The 18,054-nt window shown below is 73.6% G+C and carries 17 protein-coding genes and 2 pseudogenes; 7 read left to right on the top strand and 12 right to left on the bottom strand.

The features are described 5' to 3' along the window. The first annotated feature begins 10 nt into the window (after nucleotides 1–10). Nucleotides 11–1,243: a cytochrome P450 gene (locus tag ABZ565_RS13535; RefSeq protein ID WP_361024835.1), complete on the top strand. Its 1,233-nt coding sequence runs from the start codon at nucleotides 11–13 to the stop codon at nucleotides 1,241–1,243. Here ABZ565_RS13535 and ABZ565_RS13540 read toward each other — a convergent pair. Next, nucleotides 1,191–1,439, bottom strand: coding sequence for a CDGSH iron-sulfur domain-containing protein (locus ABZ565_RS13540; RefSeq protein WP_361024838.1), 249 nt, complete (start codon nucleotides 1,437–1,439; stop codon nucleotides 1,191–1,193). The genes ABZ565_RS13535 and ABZ565_RS13540 overlap by 53 nt on opposite strands. After that, on the bottom strand, nucleotides 1,423–2,109 hold the full coding sequence (locus ABZ565_RS13545; RefSeq protein WP_361024841.1) for a HemK2/MTQ2 family protein methyltransferase: 687 nt from the start codon (nucleotides 2,107–2,109) through the stop codon (nucleotides 1,423–1,425). Before ABZ565_RS13545 ends, ABZ565_RS13540 begins: the two co-directional genes overlap by 17 nt. A gap of 228 nt (nucleotides 2,110–2,337) precedes the next feature. Between ABZ565_RS13545 and ABZ565_RS13550 the strand changes: the two genes are divergently transcribed. Then, nucleotides 2,338–3,216, top strand: a complete 879-nt coding sequence (locus ABZ565_RS13550) for an SDR family oxidoreductase (RefSeq protein ID WP_361024844.1) — start codon at nucleotides 2,338–2,340, stop codon at nucleotides 3,214–3,216. An 8-nt stretch (nucleotides 3,217–3,224) separates the two neighbouring features. Here ABZ565_RS13550 and ABZ565_RS13555 read toward each other — a convergent pair whose 3' ends face one another. The 3 genes from ABZ565_RS13555 to ABZ565_RS13565 are packed head-to-tail and all read right to left on the bottom strand — an operon-like array spanning nucleotide 3,225 to nucleotide 7,211. Further along, nucleotides 3,225–4,787 carry an NAD(P)/FAD-dependent oxidoreductase gene (locus ABZ565_RS13555; RefSeq protein WP_361024847.1) on the bottom strand — a complete coding sequence of 521 codons (1,563 nt, stop codon included), beginning with the start codon at nucleotides 4,785–4,787 and terminating at the stop codon, nucleotides 3,225–3,227. 32 nt (nucleotides 4,788–4,819) lie between these two features. Next, complete coding sequence (locus ABZ565_RS13560; protein ID WP_361024850.1) at nucleotides 4,820–5,275, bottom strand: SRPBCC family protein; 456 nt, start codon at nucleotides 5,273–5,275, stop codon at nucleotides 4,820–4,822. 34 nt (nucleotides 5,276–5,309) lie between these two features. Beyond that, nucleotides 5,310–7,211: an alkyl sulfatase dimerization domain-containing protein gene (locus tag ABZ565_RS13565; RefSeq protein WP_361024852.1), complete on the bottom strand. Its 1,902-nt coding sequence runs from the start codon at nucleotides 7,209–7,211 to the stop codon at nucleotides 5,310–5,312. A 173-nt stretch (nucleotides 7,212–7,384) separates the two neighbouring features. Here ABZ565_RS13565 and ABZ565_RS13570 point away from each other — a divergent pair, with 173 nt between their 5' ends. After that, entirely contained in the window at nucleotides 7,385–7,663 is a 279-nt protein-coding gene (locus ABZ565_RS13570) for a metal-sensitive transcriptional regulator (RefSeq protein WP_361024855.1), read from the top strand. A 10-nt stretch (nucleotides 7,664–7,673) separates the two neighbouring features. Here ABZ565_RS13570 and ABZ565_RS13575 read toward each other — a convergent pair whose 3' ends face one another. From ABZ565_RS13575 to ABZ565_RS13595, 5 genes are all read right to left on the bottom strand, one after another. Beyond that, entirely contained in the window at nucleotides 7,674–8,582 is a 909-nt protein-coding gene (locus ABZ565_RS13575; protein WP_361024858.1) for an SDR family NAD(P)-dependent oxidoreductase, read from the bottom strand. 77 nt (nucleotides 8,583–8,659) lie between these two features. After that, nucleotides 8,660–9,223 carry a TetR/AcrR family transcriptional regulator gene (locus ABZ565_RS13580; RefSeq protein WP_361024861.1) on the bottom strand — a complete coding sequence of 188 codons (564 nt, stop codon included), beginning with the start codon at nucleotides 9,221–9,223 and terminating at the stop codon, nucleotides 8,660–8,662. A 94-nt stretch (nucleotides 9,224–9,317) separates the two neighbouring features. Then, nucleotides 9,318–9,959 carry a class I SAM-dependent methyltransferase gene (locus ABZ565_RS13585; RefSeq protein WP_361024864.1) on the bottom strand — a complete coding sequence of 214 codons (642 nt, stop codon included), beginning with the start codon at nucleotides 9,957–9,959 and terminating at the stop codon, nucleotides 9,318–9,320. 33 nt (nucleotides 9,960–9,992) lie between these two features. After that, on the bottom strand, nucleotides 9,993–10,529 hold the full coding sequence (locus tag ABZ565_RS13590) for a GNAT family N-acetyltransferase (protein WP_361024867.1): 537 nt from the start codon (nucleotides 10,527–10,529) through the stop codon (nucleotides 9,993–9,995). 251 nt (nucleotides 10,530–10,780) lie between these two features. Further along, the gene (locus ABZ565_RS13595) at nucleotides 10,781–11,782 is read right to left on the bottom strand and encodes an aldo/keto reductase (protein ID WP_361024870.1); all 1,002 of its coding nucleotides are present in this window, start codon (nucleotides 11,780–11,782) and stop codon (nucleotides 10,781–10,783) included. 95 nt (nucleotides 11,783–11,877) lie between these two features. Between ABZ565_RS13595 and ABZ565_RS13600 the strand changes: the two genes are divergently transcribed. The 4 genes from ABZ565_RS13600 (at nucleotide 11,878) to ABZ565_RS13615 (ending at nucleotide 17,210) form a co-directional block, all read left to right on the top strand. Further along, nucleotides 11,878–12,300, top strand: coding sequence for a MarR family winged helix-turn-helix transcriptional regulator (locus ABZ565_RS13600; RefSeq protein WP_361024873.1), 423 nt, complete (start codon nucleotides 11,878–11,880; stop codon nucleotides 12,298–12,300). A gap of 52 nt (nucleotides 12,301–12,352) precedes the next feature. Continuing rightward, nucleotides 12,353–13,153, top strand: coding sequence for an alpha/beta hydrolase (locus ABZ565_RS13605; protein ID WP_361024876.1), 801 nt, complete (start codon nucleotides 12,353–12,355; stop codon nucleotides 13,151–13,153). Between the two features lie 181 nt (nucleotides 13,154–13,334). Further along, the gene (locus tag ABZ565_RS13610) at nucleotides 13,335–14,270 is read left to right on the top strand and encodes a formylglycine-generating enzyme family protein (RefSeq protein ID WP_361024879.1); all 936 of its coding nucleotides are present in this window, start codon (nucleotides 13,335–13,337) and stop codon (nucleotides 14,268–14,270) included. 111 nt (nucleotides 14,271–14,381) lie between these two features. After that, nucleotides 14,382–17,210: an FAD-binding and (Fe-S)-binding domain-containing protein gene (locus tag ABZ565_RS13615; RefSeq protein ID WP_361024882.1), complete on the top strand. Its 2,829-nt coding sequence runs from the start codon at nucleotides 14,382–14,384 to the stop codon at nucleotides 17,208–17,210. 10 nt (nucleotides 17,211–17,220) lie between these two features. Here the strand turns inward: ABZ565_RS13615 and ABZ565_RS13620 are convergent. Then, nucleotides 17,221–17,605, bottom strand: a pseudogene (locus ABZ565_RS13620) (type II toxin-antitoxin system death-on-curing family toxin). Beyond that, a pseudogene (locus ABZ565_RS13625) lies at nucleotides 17,575–17,804 on the bottom strand (hypothetical protein). Before ABZ565_RS13625 ends, ABZ565_RS13620 begins: the two co-directional pseudogenes overlap by 31 nt. Nucleotides 17,805–18,054 lie beyond the last annotated feature (250 nt).

An 18,054-nucleotide genomic window follows, 5' to 3' on the forward strand; every position in this document is an offset into this window, starting at 1 on the left:
GGAGACCCCCATGTCCGAGCAGCCGATCATCGTCCTCGATCCGGCCGGCACCGACCGCCACGCGGAGTACCGGGCGCTGCGCGAGCGCGGCCCGGCCACGCGCGTCGACGTCCTCGGGGTCACCGCCTGGTCCGTCAGCGACCCGGTCCTGCTGAAGGAGCTGCTGACCAGCTCCCAGGTCTCGAAGGACGCCCGCGCGCACTGGCCGGCGTTCGCCGAGACGGTGGCCACCTGGCCGCTCGCCCTGTGGGTGGCGGTGAACAACATGTTCACCGCGTACGGCGGCGACCACCGGCGGCTGCGCCGGATGATCGCCCCCGCGTTCAGTGCCCGCCGCATCCAGGACCTGCGCGCCTCGGTGGAGAAGGTCGTCTCCGAACTCGTCGACGGCCTCGCAGCCCGGCCCGTCGGCGAACCGGTCGACCTCCGCACCGAACTCGCCTACCCGCTCCCGATCGCGGTGATCGGCCGGCTCATGGGCGTCCCCGAGGACCAGCTCGACGGCTTCCGCTCCAAGGTCGACGGCGTCTTCGACACCACCCTCACCGTCGAGCAGGCCACCGCCAACACGGCTGCCCTGTACGAGGCGCTCGGCCGGCTCATCGCCGCCAAGCGGGCGCAGCCGGGCGACGACATGACCTCGCTCCTGCTCGCCACCCGCGACGAGGAGGGCGACGGCGGCCGCCTCAGCGACGAGGAACTGCGCGACACGCTGCTCCTGATGATCTCGGCCGGTTACGACACCACGGTCAACGTGATCGACCAGGCGATCACCGCCCTGCTGACCCACCCGGAACAGCTCGCCCACCTCCGCGAGGGCCGCGCCGACTGGAACGACGTGGTGGAGGAGACCCTGCGCCACGAGCCCGCGGTCAAACACATCCCGATGCGCTACGCCCTCGCGGACATCCCCCTGCCCGACGGGCAGAAGATCGCGCGGGGCGAGGCCATCCTGGTCTCCTTCGCCCCCGCCAACCGCCACCCCGACTGGCACGGCGAGACCGCCGACGACTTCGACGTGACCCGCACCGCCAAGGAGCACCTGGCCTTCGGCCACGGTGTCCACTTCTGCCTCGGTGCGCCGCTCGCCCGCCTGGAGATCGCCACGGCCCTCCGTCAGCTCTTCGACCGCTTCCCCGGCATCAGCCTCGCGGTCCCCGCCGAGGACCTGCTCCCGCTGCCGTCGCTGATCAGCAACGGTCACCAGACCCTTCCGGTCCACCTTCACCCGACGGCGGGCTGACGGGCCGCCGGTGACGGCGGTGGCTGGTGTCGCACCAGGGGTACACGCGGCTGCGGCGGCAGGTGCAGACGGCGACGACGAAGCGGTCGGAGGTGGCGGTCGAGCCGTCCTCCCGGACGATCTCGACCGGCCCCTCGATCAGCACGGGGCCGCCCGGCTCGATGGTGAGGCGACGGGGTTCAGGGGCGTTCGGCACGGATGACCACCAGTTCCTCGGTGTTGTCGTGGGGGCCGAGCAGACCCCGCGCCCGGAGCCACGGCAGGCGCTCGGTCATCACCGGCCCGAAGGGTACGGAGGACCGGCTCGTCACCGCGGCGCGCAGGCCGCTCGCGGTCAGCCGGGCCAGGGTCTCCTCCGCCCCGCACAGCCCGGAGTGAACGAGGAGCAGCACGCCGTTCGGGTGGAGGGCGTCGTGGGCGTGGGCGCAGATGCGGTCCAGGGCCTGCCGGCCGCAGAGCCCGGCGTCCCAGGCGACCTCGGGGCCGTGGCCGCGGGCGCGGCGGACGTGGGGGGCGGGGACGTACGGGGGGTTGCTCACGATCAGGTGGAAGCGCCGGCCGGCGACGGGTCCGGTGAGGTCGCCGCGCAGCACCCGGACGCGGTGGCCGGCGCGGGCAGCGTTCAGGCGGGCGGTCAGGACGGCCCGCAGGGAGATGTCGATCGCGGAGACCCTGGCCCCGCTGCGGGCGGCCAGCAGGGCGAGCGCGCCGCTGCCCGTGCAGACGTCGAGCACGTCCATGTCCGCGGTCGGGCCCTCGGCCTGGAGCGCCCGCGCCAGCAGGTGGGTGTCGGCCTGCGGGGCGTACACCCCGGGCAGGGTCCACAGCCTGCCCAGGTCCACGGGCGGAGCGGCGGCAGTCGTCATCCGAATCCTCCATGAGGGGGAAGGCGGTTCTCGTTCTCACCGGCGCGGGCTCGTCCAGTCCAGCGTGGCCGGGCCCGCCGTCCGCCGCGACCCGGGCGGCTGTCTACGGCCTCCTGCCCCGACCCCGTCACCGCATGCCGGGCCGCTCCCGCCGCGCGCATCCGGCACCCCCGGGTGACCATGGCCGGAACAGGGCGCCCCGGCCCTATGTCACCGCGAAGGAGTCCCGTGACTGACCGGAAGCACCTGCTGAGCGGCCGTACGGCCGTGGTGACGGGCGGAGCGCGCGGCCTGGGCAAGGCCGTGGCGCGGGAGCTGGCCGCCCGTGGCGCCCGGGTGGCCCTGCTCGGCCTGGAGGAGGAAGCGCTCGCCGGGGTCGCCGGGACGCTCCCCGCACCCTCCGGGCACTGGCACGTGGACGTCACCGACGACGCGGCGATGGTCCGCGCCGCCGATGAGGTACGCCGCCGGCTGGGCCCCGCATCGGTGGTCGTCGCCAACGCGGGCGTGGCCGAGGGCGGGCCGTTCGCGGACTCCGACCCGGCGAGCTGGCGGCGCGTGATCGAGGTCAACCTGATCGGCAGCGCGGTCACCGCCCGGGCGTTCCTGCCCCAGCTCCTGGACACCCGGGGGCACTACCTCCAGATCGCCTCGCTGGCCTCCATGGGGGCCGCGCCGATGATGAGCGCGTACTGCGCCTCCAAGTCGGGCGTGGAGGCCCTGTGCCACTCCCTGCGCGCGGAGCTGGCGCCGCGCGGTGTCGGCGTGGGCATCGCGTATCTGAACTGGATCGACACCGACATGATCCGCGACGCCGACCAGTACCCGGTGCTGCGTGAGCTGCGCGCCCATATGCCGCCGCCGGCCCGGAAGACCTACCCGGCCCCCTACGTGGCCCGGCGGGTGGTCGCCGCGATCGAGCGGCGGTCGCCGTCCGTGTACGTCCCCCGTTGGCTGCGCGGCGTCCAGGCCGTGCGGGCCGGGCTGCCGGGGGTGGTGGCCCTCGCGACCCGCAAGGAGCTGAACCGCTCCGAGTTCACGCCCACCGGCCTGCTCGGCGCGGGAGGCCGAGCGGCGGAGTCGGCGGGCCCCGCGCGACCGGACTGACCCGCGCCTCAGCGCCGCAGCCGCTTCCGCAGCGCCGCGCGCGCCGCGTTCGCGCCCGGGGCGCCGTGCACGCCGCCGCCCGGGTGCGCCGAGGCCGAGGCGAGGTAGAGGCCCCTGACCGGGGTCTCGGGGCGGCCGGTGCCCGGGGTCGGGCGGAACACCAGTTGCTGGTGCGCCGACGCCGTACCGCCGTTGATCGCACCCCCGGGGAGGTTGGCGTCCATGGACTCGATGGTCGGCGGTGCCAGCAGGCGGCGGGCCCTGATGCGGGAGCGGAAGCCGGGGGCCCAGCGCTCCACCTCGTGCTCCATGCGGTCGGCCATGGCTTCCTGCTCGCCCCGGTCCCACCGTCCGGTCAGCCCGTCCTCGCCCGCGTCACCCTTGATGCGGTGCGGGACGTGGGTGTAGGCCCAGGCGGCCTCGGTGCCGGCCGGTGAGCGGGTGGCGTCGGCGGTGCTCATCTGGCCGAAGAGCAGGAACGGGCGGTCCGGCACCTGTCCCATGGCGATCTGCGCCGCGAACCGGGTGAGGCCGTCGACGCCGTCCGCCAGGTGCACGGTGCCCGCCGTGGCGGCCGCGCGGGCGGTCCAGGGCACCGGGCCGTTCAGTGCCCAGTCCACCTTGAACGTCGCGAAGTCCCACTGGAAGCGGCGCAGGTCGTCCAGGAGCCGGCCGGGCAGGTGGCGTGCGTCGACCAGTCCGCCGTAGAGCGCGGGCGCGGACACGTCGGCGAGCACCGCGCGCGACGCGGGAACGGCCTCGCCCTTCGCGGTGCGTACGCCGACGGCGCGTCCGCCGCGCACGACGACCTCCGTGACCTGCTCACCGCAGCGGAGCACGCCACCGTGCCGTTCGAGCCGCCGCACCAGGGCCGCCGTGAGCGCGCCCGCGCCGCCGACCGGCACCGGGAAGCCGTAGGTCTGCCCGAGCATGGACATCAGCCAGCCGAAGCCGCCGCTCCCGGCCGCCTCGGGGCCCAGGTCCGCGTGGAGCGCGGTGCCCGCCAGCAGGATCCTGGCCGCCTCGCCGCCGAACCGCTCCTCCCCCAGGCGGCGTACCGGTAGCAGCAGGGTCCGCGCCAGGCGGAGGCCGCCGGCGGCCCGGAGCCGGGCGGCGAGACGGACGCCGGAGCGCACCGGCGGAAAGGGGGTGAAGAGGGCGCCCAGCACATCGCGGCGCACCCGGTCCCACGTGTCGCACAGCTCCAGCCACGCCGCCCCGTCCCCCTCGGCGAACGCGTCGAGGCCCGCCGCCGTGTCCCGCGCGTCGTCCTCCAGCACCGCGCACCGGCCGTCCGGCAGCGGGTGCGCCAGGACGCGGGGGGCACGCGACCAGCGCAGCCCCTCCTCCTGGAGGCCGAGCCCGCCGATGACCGGAGAGGCCGCCGCCAGCGGGTAGAACGCGCTGAACAGGTCGGTGACGTAATCGGGGTGCACCCGGCGGTCGCTGCGCACGGCCCCGCCGGGCTCGGGCTGCGCCTCCAGGACCTCGACGCTCCACCCGGCGGCGGCGAGCAGGTTCGCCGCGACGAGACCGTTGGGTCCCGCGCCGATGACCACGGCGTCCGGCATCGATGCCTCCAAGTGGGGTCGCTGGAAAGGCGTCAGACCGCTTCGCGGGCGCCCTTCGGGGCCGCCTCGACGGTCTGCGCCAGCTGGGCGAGGACACTGCGGTGACGGAGCTGGATCACGGCGTCGATCACGGTGTTATGGAGCTTTCCGGCCGGTCCGCGCAGGGGGTGTTCGTCCAGGGTGACCAGGGCGTTCTCGCCCCACTGCCGCACCTCCAGGGCGATCCGGGCGGTGCCGATCCGCCCGCTGTCGGCCTCCAGTTCCAGGATGTGCGGGGCCTCGCACCGCCGGACGATCGTCCGGCCCTGCACGGACCAGCGGCCGATGCCCAGGGTGTACGTGAGGCTGGCGCCGACCTCCGGCCAGGTGCCCCGGCGGGGGCGCGAGCCGGAGGTCCCGACCACCCAGTCGCTGTAGAGCGAGGGGTCCGCGAGGACCCGCCAGACGTCCGCCACCGTGGCCTCGATCAAGCGATGCCGTACCGCCATCGGTCCTCCAAGTTCTCGTGGGTCGCGCCGAGGTTCAGGGTGTGACGATCGCGAAGTCCGGATCCGATGCGTCGAGGTGGCCGAGGAGTTCGGCCAGCCGGCCGGCGTCCCCGGTGACCTCGACGCCGGGGCGGGCCGCCAGGTCGCCGGGCTGCACCGCGCCCATGAGGACGTCCCGCAGGTCCGCCTCCGTCAGCGCGAAGGCGACGTCGGGCTCGCCCGCGGCAGGTCCCGTGCCCACGACGTGGGTGAGGACGCCGTTGCGCAGCCGCATCGTGAGGGGTTCGGCGCCGGCGATGTCCCAGCGGACGGTGATGTCCGCGTCCCAGGCCCGGGGGCCGTTGACCCGGATCGCGAGCGCGTCGACCAACTGGTCCAGGGTCAGGGCCGCCAGAACGTCCGACGAGGCGGTGTCGGTGGGGGTGCCGAGGCTGCCGTGGCGCAGTTCCCGGGCGCCCATCAGGTAGACGTTGCGCCAGGTCCCGTTCTCACTGCCGTAGCCGAGCTGTTCCAGCGCGTCGGCCTGGAGGGCGCGTGCCCCCGCGTGGTCCGGGTCCGCGAACACCACGTGGTTGACGACCTCCGCCACCCAGCGGTAGTCGCCGTCCTCGAAGGAGCGCCGGGCCCTGCGCAGGACCTCGTCGGCGCCGCCCATGAACTCGACGTACCGGCGGGCAGCCACGACCGGGGGGTGCTGCCACAGGTGCGCCGGGTTGCCGTCGTACCAGCCCAGGTAGCGCTGGTAGACCGCCTTGGCGTTGTGGCTGACGGAGCCGTAGTAGCCGTGGGTGTGCCAGACCCGCTCCAGGGCCGGCGGCATCACGATCTCCTCGGCGATCTCCGGCGCCGTGAGGCCCTGGTTGAGCATGCGCAGCACCTGGTCGTGGAGGTACGCGTACAGGTCGCGCTGCTCCAGGAGGAAGGCGATCACGCGCTCCCGGCCCCAGACCGGCCAGTGGTGCGAGGCGAAGGCCACGTCGGACAGCTCGCCGAACAGGCTGACCGACTCGGTGAGGTAGCGGGACCAGACGTGCGGGTCGCGGACCTCGGCGCCGCGCAGCGTCAGCAGGTTGTGGAGGTTGTGGGTGACGTTCTCCGCCATGCACAGGGCGGAGAAGCCGGGGAAGTGGATGTTCAGCTCGGCCGGAGCCTCGGTGCCCGGGGTGAGCTGGAAGACCATGCGGATGCCGTCGACGGTCTCCGTCTGGCCGGTGCGGGTGATGTCGAGGGTGGGCGGGATCAGCCCGGGCGCGCCCGTCGAGACGCTCTGCCCGAGGCCCGCGCCGATCTGGCCCCGGGGGCCCTTCGGGAGGGCGGCGCCGTACATGTACGCCGCGCGCCGGCTCATCGCCGTACCCGCGTAGACGTTCTCGCTGACGGCGTGCTCCAGGAAGCCGTGCGGGGCGAGGACCGGGACTCCGGCTGCGACGTCCTCGTCGGTCAGCACGCCGCGTACGCCGCCGAAGTGGTCGACGTGGCTGTGGGTGTAGAGCACGCCGGTCACGGGCCGCTCACCGCGGTGGGCGCGGTACAGCGCGAGGCCGGCGGCCGCCGTGGCGGCGCAGATCAGGGGGTCGATGACGAGGACCCCCCGGTCGCCCTCGACGACCGTCATGTTGGACAGGTCGAAGCCGCGTACCTGGTAGATGCCCTCGGTCACCTCGAAGAGCCCGTGCTCGGAGCAGAGCCGGCTCTGCCGCCACAGGCTCGGGTTGGCGGTGTCCGGGCACTCCTGGTCGAGGAACCCGTAAGCTTCCAGGTCCCAGACGGCGCTGCCCGTGGCGTCCCGGATCACGGGGTCCTGCGCGGTGCCCATGAACCCGCGCCGGGCGTCCTCCAGGTCCTGGGTGTCGCCGAAGGGGTAGTCGCGCCCTACCGCTCGGTTCGCCTGGGCCACCGTGGGCTCGGCGGGCCTGGCGTCGGTGTCCTGCGGCATGTCGGCCTCCCTCACGGCGACGGCCCGGCTCCGCTCGGTGCGGGCATCGCCACCCTCACCCGGCGTACGGGGCCCCACAAGCGGGTGTACGCCGTACGGGGCACCGAACGGGGTAGGATATACCCCTAGGGGTATGAGACCCGTGGGGGTAGGCCCGTGCACTGGGAGGAACCGTGGAGCTGGACATGGCGGCCGACGAGCTGAAGTCGGTGCTCAACCGGCTGAAGCGGGCCCAGGGCCAGATCGCCGGGATCGTCAGGATGATCGAGGAGGGCCGGGACTGCGAGGACGTGATCACGCAGCTGGCCGCCGTCTCCCGCGCCCTGGACCGGGCCGGTTTCGCCATCATCGCGACGGGCCTCCAGCAGTGCATGACCGACGGCGACCAGCCCGCCGTGGACCGGGACCGGATGCGGGCCCGCTTGGAGAAGCTGTTTCTCTCCCTGGCGTGAGGACGTTTCCTCAGGCGGGGGCCGTCCCCAGGAGTGCCCGGGTCTCGGCGACCACCCGCGCGCTGAACTCGGGGTCGTGCACCTGTGTGGAACCCCGCATCGGACGCCCCTTCTCGTCGTAGTAGACGCCGGTGGCGTCCGACTCGTCGGTGAGGACCCGGGTGATCACACGAGCGGCGGCGCCGGGGTTGGTCCAGTACTTGATGAGCGGGGCCGGAGGCGAGAGCACGTACTTCGACAGCAGACGCAGGAACAGGCCGGCGTCGCGGCCGAGATTCGTGCCGGGGGCGAAGCCGGGTTCGATGGCGTTGAACCGCAGTCGGGGTGTTTCGCGGGCGAAGGCGAGCACCGTCGCCAGGTTGCACTGCTTGGATGTGGCGTAGGCGTCTCCGCCGGGCAGTTTCGAGCCACCGGGCCTCCACTCGCCTCGGGCGCTCGCTTCGGCGGAGACGTACCGGGCGCCGCGAAAACCGGACATCGTGGCGGGCTTGCGCTCCGGATCCTCCACAGCGGAGACGATGAACACCACCTGCGTGCCGTCTTCGAGGTGGGGCATGAGCGTCTCCGTGAACACGAAGGGCCCGATGTGGTTGGTCGCGTAGGCGGTGTCCCAGCCCAGGCCGTTCGTACCGGGCCGGCGGGGGAAGATGCCGGCGTTGTTGAGCACGCCGGTGATCGGGAGGCCGAGCTCGATGATCCGGGCGGCGGCGCGTCGCACACTCCTCAGGTCCGAGAGGTCGCAGACGACGGCAAGGGCTTCTCCACCCCTGCCTTCAATGCGTGCGCGTACGTCGTCGAGCTTGGCGGCGTCGCGCCCGACCAGCACGACGGTGCCGTGCCGGGCCAGTTCGAGGGCGGTGCGGCGGCCGAAGCCGGAGGTCGGGCCGGTGATGACGTAAGCCTTGTCCTTGTCGGGCATGACGCTCCTTAGCCATCTGACTAGTCAGTCATTCATGGGTATGCGTAAAACGAGGGGGTGGATCAGGGGCGGGGCAGTCAGCCGATCATGCGCCAGAGCGCGTCGAAGCCGGACCGCTTGTGCTCGTCGGCGCGATCCGGGTCACCGATGATGTAGTCGATCGTGGCCTCGGCCAGGGCATTGCACAGCATGAAGACCAGAGCCGCCGGGGCGTCGCGCATGGGGCCGTTCGCCCGGCTGCGCTCCATGACCTCTCCCATGCCCGACACGGTCCGGCTCGCGGACTCGTGGGTGGACGCCGTGATCTCGTCGGAGACCTGGAGCTGCGCCAGTGTGCGGCGCTTCTGAGGGTTGGCTGTCGCCCAGTCCATCCATCGCGACCACATGTGCAGCATCTGGGCGCGCGCGTCGGCCGCGGGCAGGCCGCCGAGAGCGGCCGCCCCCATCTCCCCCTTCAGCTCCAGGTAGAGCTGGTTGAGCAGATCCGCTTTGGTGTCGAAGTAGGTGAACAGCGACCCGTTGGAGACGCCGGCCTCCTTCGCGATCGCCGCCGTCGTCGCGCCCAGCCCCTGAGCAGCGATGATCCGCGTGGCGGCCGCGATGATGGCCGCGCGTTTGTCGTAGCTCCTCGGCCTGGGCATGAGTACAGCATGTAGGAGAGTGGCCAGTCAGTCAACTAGGGGGCGCGCCGCAGCGGCCATGACCGGCATCCCTGGTGCGGCAACCGCCCCAGCGTTACGCCTTGCGGGCGAGCAGGTGCACTTCCTGGAACTGGCGCCGGTCGTCCGGCCGGGGCTCGCGGACCATCCGGGCCGTCTCGGTCAGCCCGTGGGCGCGCAGCAGGCCGGCGAGATGGTCGGGCGACCACCGGTAGGCCGTAGCGACGGCGTGGTCGAAGGACTGCGTGGGGCGGTCGGGCCCGTCGGTGGCGGAGAAGCCGATGAGGAGGTGGCCGCCGGGCGCGAGCACCCGGCCGAACTCGGCGAGTACGGGCGGGAGTTCCGCCGGCGGGGTGTGGATGACGGACCACCGCGAGAGGACGCCGCGCAGGGCACCGTCGGCGATGTCGAGCGCGGCCATCGACCCGACGTCGAACCGCAGCCCCGGGCAGGCCGCCCGGGCCAGCTCGATCATGGCGGGCGAGGCGTCGACGCCGAATGCGTCGAGCCCCAGCCCGGCGAGGTGGGCGGTGACATGCCCGGGCCCGCAGCCCAGGTCCGCCACCCGTCCGCCCGCACCGACGGCCTCGGCGAAGACGTCCAGCATCGCGCGGTCCAGCGGGCTGTCGCGCAACGAGTCGCTGAAGAGCCGCGCGTACAGCTCCGCGGCGTCGTCGTAGGCGGCACGGGTGACGGAGAGGGCTTCGTGTTCGACCATGGCGGCGAGAGTAGTGCCCGGGCCGCGGACCCGTTACGGAGCAGGGTCCGTCACGAGCCTGGCGTGCGTCTCGACGTCGTAGCGGACACCGTCGTACTCCAGCTTCCGCCGCTGCAGCCCCTCGGCGGCGAATCCGGCGGCCAGTGCCACCCGGCAGGAGGCGGGGTTGTTGGTACGGTGTCCCAACTCCAGCCGGAAGAGATCCAGTTCGGTGAAGCACCGGTCGGCGAGGGCGCGGCAGCCGAGGGTCGCCACTCCCCTGCCGCGGGCCGTGGAGCCGGTCCAGTAGGAGACCCACCCGGCGGCGTGCCGGGCGTCCAGGCCGCTCACGGCCACACCGCCGAGCGCGGTGCCGGACGGGTCCGCGACGGCGAAGGCGAAGGCGGCCCTCCGGCCCCGCTGGCCCTGCCGCCGCCGCACCCACTGCTCGGCGTCGGACACCGTGGCGAGGGGCGTGTCGGCCTGCCGCTCCATCCCCGGCTCGGCGAACGCCTCCCGTACGGCGGGGGCGTCGGACATCTCCCAGGGGCGCAGGCTCAGCCCGCCCGGCAGTCGTATGCGGTCGCTCATCCCGCGGATTATCCGGGCAGCCGCCGGGGACCCGGGCGAGAACGGGCCGCGCCCTCGTTACGCGTACGGCTCAAGGCACTCTTCGGTCGTGCCGCCCGCACCCTGCGGACCCACGCTCCGCCGCACCCGGGCGGCATCACCGTCCACGAGGCGGGTGACCGCGTACGGAAGATCGCGGGCCGCTGCCGTACGCACCCCGAAGTACGCCTCGCTGCGGGGCCCCGGCGGACCGTGGGCCCGCCCTCCCGGGTTCAGGACTCGCTGTCCAGCAGCGCCATCAGGGGCGCCGCGTACCGCGTGCCGGCCACCGCGCCGGGTGGGACGGCCGCGTCGATCGCGGCCAGGTCGGATGCGGTCAGGGTCACCTCGGCCGCCTTCAGTGCCTCCGTGATGCGGTGCGGCCGGCGGGCGCCCAGGACGGCGACGACGTCGCCGGTGCCGCCGCCGCGGGCGATGACCCATGCGGTGGCGAGCTGCGCGACCGTGATGCCGTGCGCGTCGGCGAGCGGGCGCAGCCGGTCGACCAGGGCGAGGTTCGTGGCGAGGTTGCCGGGATGGAGGCGGGGCAGCCACCCGGCGCGGTGGTCGCCACCGGCGGGCTGCCGGTAGGCGCCGGTGAGCAGGCCGTGGGCGAGGACGCCGTAGGCGGTGACGCCGATCCCCAGCTCGCGGCAGGTGTCCAGGATGCCGTTGGTCTCGGGGCCCCGGCTGAAGAGCGAGTACTCGATCTGCACGTCGTGGACCGGGTGCACGGCGTGGGCGCGGCGGATGGTCTCCGCCCCCACCTCGGAGAGCCCGACGTGGCGTACGTGGCCGGCCTCGATCATCTCCGCGACGGCGCCGACGGTCTCCTCGACCCGGGTGTCGGGGTCGAGGCGGGAGGGGCGGTAGATGTCGATGTGGTCGGTGCCGAGGCGGCGCAGTGAGTAGGCGAGGGCGTTCTTCACATGGGCGGGCCGGCCCTCGATGCCGACGAAGGCCCCGTCCGGGTCGCGCAGCCCGCCGAACTTGACGCTGAGCACCGCCTCGTCGCGCCTGCCGCCGCGCAGCGCCCGGCCGATGAGGTCCTCGTTGTGGCCCATGCCGTAGAAGTCGGCGGTGTCCATGAGCGTGACCCCGGCGTCGAGCGCCGCGTGGATCGTGGCGACGGAGCCGGCCTCGTCGGCGGCTCCGGTGTGGTCGGACATGCCGGCACAGCCCAGGGCGACCGGGGCGACGTGCGGGCCGCCGTTTCCGAGGGTGCGAGTGCGCATGGAGATCCTTGCCCGGGAGGAGGGGCGGCCGCGTGCGGGCCGCGTACCACCGCTGCTAGCGTTGACATCTCAACACTAGGAACGGATGCGTTGATATGTCAACATCGGGCGGCGCGACTCCCGGCCCCGTGGACCTCTGGTCCGCCTTCAAGCGGGCCCACGAGGCGGTCAGGGCGCGCGTGATCGCCGACACCGCCGACGCGGCGGGCCTGTCCGAGCCGGACCTGACGATCCTGGTCAGCCTGAGCAAGGCGGGCGGTTCGCTGCGCCAGAGCGAGCTGGCCGCGTCGCTCGGCTGGGACCGTACGCGCGTCTCGCACCAGCTCACCCGCATGAGCAAGCGCGACCTCATCGCCCGCGAACGGTCCGGCGGCGTCACCGTCACGCTCACCGAAACGGGGCACCGGACCGTCGCCGCCGTACACCCCGGCCTGGAGGCCGCCGTACGACGCCACTTCACCGGCAAGCTGACGGCGCAGGAGACGGAAACCCTGGACGCGCTCCTCCGCCGGCTCTGAAAGCGCCGCTTTGCGCACGACCACCGGAAGCAGCCGAACGCCTGGGGGCACCATGTCATGGACCGAGCACACCGTCGTACGCGAAGGGGTCCGGCTCGTCTGCCGGGACCGGGGCGGGCCCGGCCGGCCCGTCGTCCTGCTGCACGGCCTCGCCGGCCACGCGGGCGAGTGGGACGCGCTCGCGGACCGGCTGGCGCCCCGGCACCGGGTCGTCGCGGTGGACCAGCGCGGGCACGGCGCGAGCGAGCGCCGGCCGGACGACGTCTCCCGTGCCGCGTACGTGGAGGATGTCGTCGCCGTCGTACGACGTCTGGGGCTTGAGCGGCCCGTCCTGGTGGGGCAGTCGCTGGGCGGCCACACGGCGATGCTGACGGCCGCCGCCCACCCGGACCTGCCGGGCGCGCTCGTGCTGGCGGAGGCGGGGTCCGGCGGCCCGAACCCGGGCGTCGCCGAGGAGATCGGCGGCTGGCTCGGCTCGTGGCCGGTGCCGTTCGCCTCCCGTGAGGCGGCGGCCGCGTTCTTCGGCGGGGGGCCGGGCGGTGCGGGGTGGGCGGCGGGACTCGATGAGCGCGAAGACGGCTGGTGGCCGCGGTTCGACCGGGACGTCATGACCGGTTCGCTCGCGGAGAACGCCCGGCGCTCCTTCCACGAGGAGTGGGAGCGAGTCGCCTGTCCCGCCCTGCTCGTCCTCGGCCGGAAGAGCTTCGTCCCGGCCGACGAGGTGGACGAGATGCTGCGCCGACGCCCCGAAACCCACGCGGTGAGCGTCCCCGGCACGGGCCACGACCTGCATCTGGAGCGGCCGGACGCGCTGTACGGGGCTCTCTCGGCGTTCCTGGACGGGCTTGCCTGACGGCCTGGGCCCCGCCGGGGGGACGAACCGGCGGAGGCCCGGTGCGCTGCCCGCCGAAGGCCACCTCCGCCGCGACCGGGGGCGACCCCCTGCCGTTCATCGTCGTGATTACGATCTGACGAGGGGCGCACCGGCCGCCCGGGCCGTCCCTCGTCGCCGCTCCCCGACGAAGAAGGCAACGATGAGCAACCGCCCCGAGGCCCCCAAGAGCTGCTGCACCCCGTCCCGGGGAGAGTCCGCCGGCGCCGAGCCGGTCCTGAGCGTCGGCCCGGTGGCCCGCCGTGCCCCGGAGGCGGCGTACGCGGACCGCGTCGAGCTGCCCGGCGGCACGTTCCGCATGGGCAGCGAGGACCCCGACGTCAACGCGGGCGACGCGGAGGGTCCGGTGCGCGAGGTGAGCGTCGGCGCGTTCGCGATCGACGCGTACACCGTCACCAACGACCGGTTCGCCGCGTTCGTGGAGGCCACCGGCTACCGCACCGAGGCGGAGGAGTTCGGCTGGAGCTACGTCTTCGCGAAGTTCCTTCCCGGCCACCTCCGCAAGGTCTCGCCCCGCCCGCAGCAGACCCCCTGGTGGTGCGGGGTGAACGGTGCCCGCTGGGACGTCCCCGAGGGGCCGGGCAGTCACATACGCGACCGGGGCGACCATCCCGTCGTCCACGTCACCTGGCGCGACGCGCTCGCCTACTGCCAGTGGGCCGGCGCCCGGCTCCCGACCGAGGCCGAGTGGGAGTACGCCGCCCGGGGCGGCCTCGACCAGGCCCGTTACCCGTGGGGCGACGAGCTCACCCCGGACGGCGCACACCGCTGCAACATCTGGCAGGGCTCGTTCCCCACCCGCAACACCGAGGAGGACGGGTACGCCGGTACGGCCCCCGTCCACGCCTACGCGCCCAACGGATTCGGGCTCCACAACACGGCCGGCAACGTCTGGGAATGGTCCGCCGACCCCTGGCAGCCCGGCACCCCGGACCGCCGCACCATGCGCGGCGGCTCGTACCTCTGCCACGACTCGTACTGCAACCGCTACCGCGTCGCGGCCCGCACCTCGAACACGGTGGACAGTTCGGCGGGCAACATCGGCTTCCGGGTCGTGTGGTCGCCGAAGGCCGCTTAGGGCTCGCCCGGGCGGTGCTCCCACACGGGAACAGCGCGCGGGGGTACGCCCCGCCGGGCGTACGAAAGTCGTACCGGACCCCCTGATCGACGCCCCCCAGGAGCAGCCCCGATGGACCCGACCACGGCAGACGCCCCGATCCCCCTCACCGAGGCGTTTCTCGACGTCCTGCGCGGGAAGCTGGGCGATCTCGTCGACGCTTCGGCCACGACCCGGGCGGTCTACTCGACCGACGCGTCGAACTACCGGATCGTCCCGGGGGCCGTGCTCATGCCGCGGACGAAGGACGACGTGATCACCGCGGTCGGGATCGCGCGGGAACACCGGGTTCCGGTCACCGTCAGGGGCGGCGGGACCTCGTGCGCCGGGAACGCGGTGGGGCCGGGGCTGGTGATCGATTTCTCGCGCGCGATGAACCGCGTGCTGTCCGTCGATCCGGTCTCCGCGACGGCCGTGGTCGAGCCGGGCGCGGTCCTGAGCACGCTGCAGAGGGAGGCCCTGCCGCACGGGCTGCGGTTCGGTCCCGATCCCTCGACGGCCACGCGCTGCACGATCGGCGGGATGATCGGCAACAACGCGTGCGGGCCGCACGGCCTCTCGTACGGGCGTACGGCCGACAACGTGGTGTCGATGACCTGGCTGACGGGCAGCGGCGAGGTGATCACGGCCGGCTCGGGGCCGGAGGCGCTCGCGGCGGTGCCGGGGCTGGACGCGTTCGTCGCGGAGAACCTGGCGGTGCTGCGCACCGAGTTCGGACGCTTCGGACGGCAGATCTCCGGTTACTCGCTGGAGCACCTGCTGCCGGAGAACGGGCGCAACCTCGCTGCCGCGCTGACCGGCACGGAGGGCAGCTGCGGCATGCTCCTCGAAGCCACGGTCGGGCTGGTCCCGCAGGCACCCGCTCCGGCGCTCGCCGTCCTCGGTTACGCGGACATGGCGACGGCCGCGGACGACGTGCCGCACCTGCTGCCGCTCCGCCCGCTCGCGCTGGAGGGCCTGGACGCGCAGCTCGTGGACGTGGTCCGCCGGGCGCACGGCGACGGCGCCGTCCCCACGCTGCCCGGGGGCGGCGGCTGGCTGATCGCCGAGGTCGGCGGAGCGACCTCGGCGGAGGCGGTCGAGGCGGCGCGGGCGCTCGTCGCGGCCTCGCACGCCGCCGACAGCGTCGTCCTGCCCGCCGGCCCCGAGGCGACCCGGCTCTGGCAGATCCGCGCCGACGGGGCCGGCCTGGCCGGACGCACCGCCGACGGCAAGCAGGCGTGGCCCGGCTGGGAGGACTCCGCCGTGCCGCCGGAACGGCTCGGGGACTATCTGCGCGGGCTCCGGGCACTGCTGGCCGAGCAGGGGCTCTCCGGCCTGGCCTACGGCCACTTCGGCGACGGGTGCGTCCATGCCCGTATCGACTTCCCGCTCGACGCCGGGGGCGCGCCCATGCGCGACTTCCTCGCACGCGCCGCCGCCCTGGCCGCCGAGCACGGCGGATCGCTCTCGGGCGAGCACGGAGACGGCCGCGCCCGCTCCGAGCTGCTGCCGGCCATGTACGGCCCCGAGGCGCTGCGCGCGATGGAGGCGTTCAAGGCGCTCCTGGACCCGGAGGACGTCATGAACCCCGGTGTCGTCGTCCGCCCGGCGCCGCTCGACGCGGACCTCCGGCGGCCGGGGGCGCGGCGGCTGCGGGCGACCGACGGTTTCGCCTTCGCGCACGACGGCGGGGACGTCACGGATGCCGTGCACCGGTGCGTCGGGGTGGGCACGTGCCGGGCGGACCTGCGCGGCCGGGGCGGCTTCATGTGCCCCTCGTACACGGCCACCCGCGACGAGAAGGACTCCACGCGGGGCCGGGCGAGGGCGCTCCAGGAGATGCTGAACGGCGGCCTCGTCACGGAGGGCTGGAGCTCCCCGGAGGTCCACGAGGCCCTGGACCTCTGCCTGAGCTGCAAGGCGTGCGCCAACGACTGCCCCACCGGGATCGACATGGCCACGTTCAAGTCGGAGGCCCTGCACCAGACGTACAAGGGCCGCCGCCGCCCACTGAGCCACTACACCCTGGGGAGGCTCCCGCAGTGGCTGCGCCTGCTCGCGCCCCTGGCCCCCGTGGTCAACCTGGCCGGCCGGGTGCCGGTGCTCCGGCGGACGATGATGGCCCTGATGGGCGCGGACCCCCGCCGCTCACTGCCGCCGTTGCCGGCGAGGCCGTTCCGGTGGAGCGGGGCGGGAAAGACCGCTTCGAGGTCCGACGGCCCCGAGGTGCTGCTCTGGGTCGACTCCTTCTCGGACGCCCTCGCACCGGACATCCCCCGGGACGCCCTGGAGGTCCTGACCGCGGCCGGCTGCGACGTGGAGATCGCCGCCCCGGGCGCCTGCTGCGGCCTGACCCTGATCTCCACGGGCCAGCTGACCGCCGCCAGGGCGAAGCTCCGCACCACGGTGGACCTGCTGCTCCCCCACGTCCGGGCCGGCCGGACGGTGATCGGCATCGAGCCGAGCTGCACGGCGACGCTCCGCTCCGACCTGGTGGAGCTCCTGCCGGACGACCCCCGGGCGGCGGAACTCGCGGGCGCGGTCAGGACGGTCGCCGAGTTCCTCACCTCGATCGACTGGACGCCCCCGCAGGCGGCGGAACGCCTCCTGGTCCAGCCCCACTGCCACCACTACGCGGTGATGGGCTACGAAGCGGACCGCTCGCTGCTGCGGTCGATGGGCTGCGACGTCGAGGTCTCGGCCGGATGCTGCGGCCTGGCCGGAAACTTCGGCATGGAGAGGGGCCACTACGAGGTCTCCGCGAAGATCGCCCAGGACGGCATCCTCACCAGGGCGGCCGCCCACCCGGACCGCCGTATCCTCGCGGACGGCTACTCCTGCCGCACCCAGGTCCGGGACCTGGCGGGCCTGGAGAGCCGGCATCTGGCGCAGATCATCGCGGAGGCGTTGCGGCGCTGACCGTCGCAGGTCAGGACACGGGAAACCACTTCGCCAGGCGCTTGGCGATCACCGGCACGTCGAGATGGTCCTGCGCGACGTCCTCGACGAACGGACCGGCGACGGCGACCGGCCGGCGGGACCGCAGCGGCACCAAGGCCGTTGAACCGCAGGAACACACGCATGGCCAGCCAGGCGGTGCGCTTGTTGCCGTCGGTCAGCGCATGGTTCCGGGCGAAGGAATGCAGCAGCGCCGCCGCCTTCTCGTACAGCGTGGGATACGGCTCGGCCCCGAACACATGCGTCCGGGACCGTTCGATCGCTGACACGAGGAGTCCCATGTCGCGCACGCAGTGCTCCGTACCGTTGACAGCGCGGGCGTTGGTCAGGATCTCGTCGATCCGGACGTCACGCATCTGGGTCGCATCAGGTAGTCCAGGATCTCCGCGTCGCTGACCAGGAGCTCGGCCAGGACGTCCCCGACCTTGAGCTCGGCCCTTCCTGGCCCTCGCGAATGGCCTCGATCGCCAGCTCCTGCTTGCTGCGTCCCTCCCGGCGGGCACGCTCGATGAGCTTCGCGTCGAACTCGTCCGGGAGCCGGAGTGTCATCGCCACACGGAGAGATACCGCGCGGGTATCTGCCACGCGGGTGCCGCTACCGCCGACAGCACGCGAGGGGACCCCGCGTGCCGGACCTCCTCGACGCCCCCGCCCCCGCCCCGCCCAGGACATCGGCTGCGGCAAGGCGGTACCGAACCGGCCGATGAGGGCTGGGCGCCCGGACGACCCCCCGGAATCCGCCAGTCATGCCCATTCACTGTATGTGACAACCACCAGGTGGGTAGGGTGCGGCGGAGCAACCGGG

Source organism: Streptomyces sp. NPDC016469 (genome assembly GCF_040632905.1).
In the GTDB taxonomy this organism is placed as follows: domain Bacteria; phylum Actinomycetota; class Actinomycetes; order Streptomycetales; family Streptomycetaceae; genus Streptomyces.

Bases quoted from the DNA above. Each gene is read 5' to 3' on its own strand.
- ABZ565_RS13615 (WP_361024882.1), top strand. From the start codon at position 14,382: ATGGACCCGACCACGGCAGACGCCCCGATCCCCCTCACCGAGGCGTTT.
- ABZ565_RS13610 (WP_361024879.1), top strand. From the start codon at position 13,335: ATGAGCAACCGCCCCGAGGCCCCCAAGAGCTGCTGCACCCCGTCCCGG.
- ABZ565_RS13545 (WP_361024841.1), bottom strand. From the start codon at position 2,109: ATGACGACTGCCGCCGCTCCGCCCGTGGACCTGGGCAGGCTGTGGACC.
- ABZ565_RS13565 (WP_361024852.1), bottom strand. From the start codon at position 7,211: ATGCCGCAGGACACCGACGCCAGGCCCGCCGAGCCCACGGTGGCCCAG.
- ABZ565_RS13595 (WP_361024870.1), bottom strand. From the start codon at position 11,782: ATGCGCACTCGCACCCTCGGAAACGGCGGCCCGCACGTCGCCCCGGTC.
- ABZ565_RS13600 (WP_361024873.1), top strand. From the start codon at position 11,878: ATGTCAACATCGGGCGGCGCGACTCCCGGCCCCGTGGACCTCTGGTCC.
- ABZ565_RS13575 (WP_361024858.1), bottom strand. From the start codon at position 8,582: ATGCCCGACAAGGACAAGGCTTACGTCATCACCGGCCCGACCTCCGGC.
- ABZ565_RS13585 (WP_361024864.1), bottom strand. From the start codon at position 9,959: ATGGTCGAACACGAAGCCCTCTCCGTCACCCGTGCCGCCTACGACGAC.
- ABZ565_RS13590 (WP_361024867.1), bottom strand. From the start codon at position 10,529: ATGAGCGACCGCATACGACTGCCGGGCGGGCTGAGCCTGCGCCCCTGG.
- ABZ565_RS13560 (WP_361024850.1), bottom strand. From the start codon at position 5,275: ATGGCGGTACGGCATCGCTTGATCGAGGCCACGGTGGCGGACGTCTGG.
- ABZ565_RS13555 (WP_361024847.1), bottom strand. From the start codon at position 4,787: ATGCCGGACGCCGTGGTCATCGGCGCGGGACCCAACGGTCTCGTCGCG.
- ABZ565_RS13535 (WP_361024835.1), top strand. From the start codon at position 11: ATGTCCGAGCAGCCGATCATCGTCCTCGATCCGGCCGGCACCGACCGC.
- ABZ565_RS13580 (WP_361024861.1), bottom strand. From the start codon at position 9,223: ATGCCCAGGCCGAGGAGCTACGACAAACGCGCGGCCATCATCGCGGCC.
- ABZ565_RS13605 (WP_361024876.1), top strand. From the start codon at position 12,353: ATGTCATGGACCGAGCACACCGTCGTACGCGAAGGGGTCCGGCTCGTC.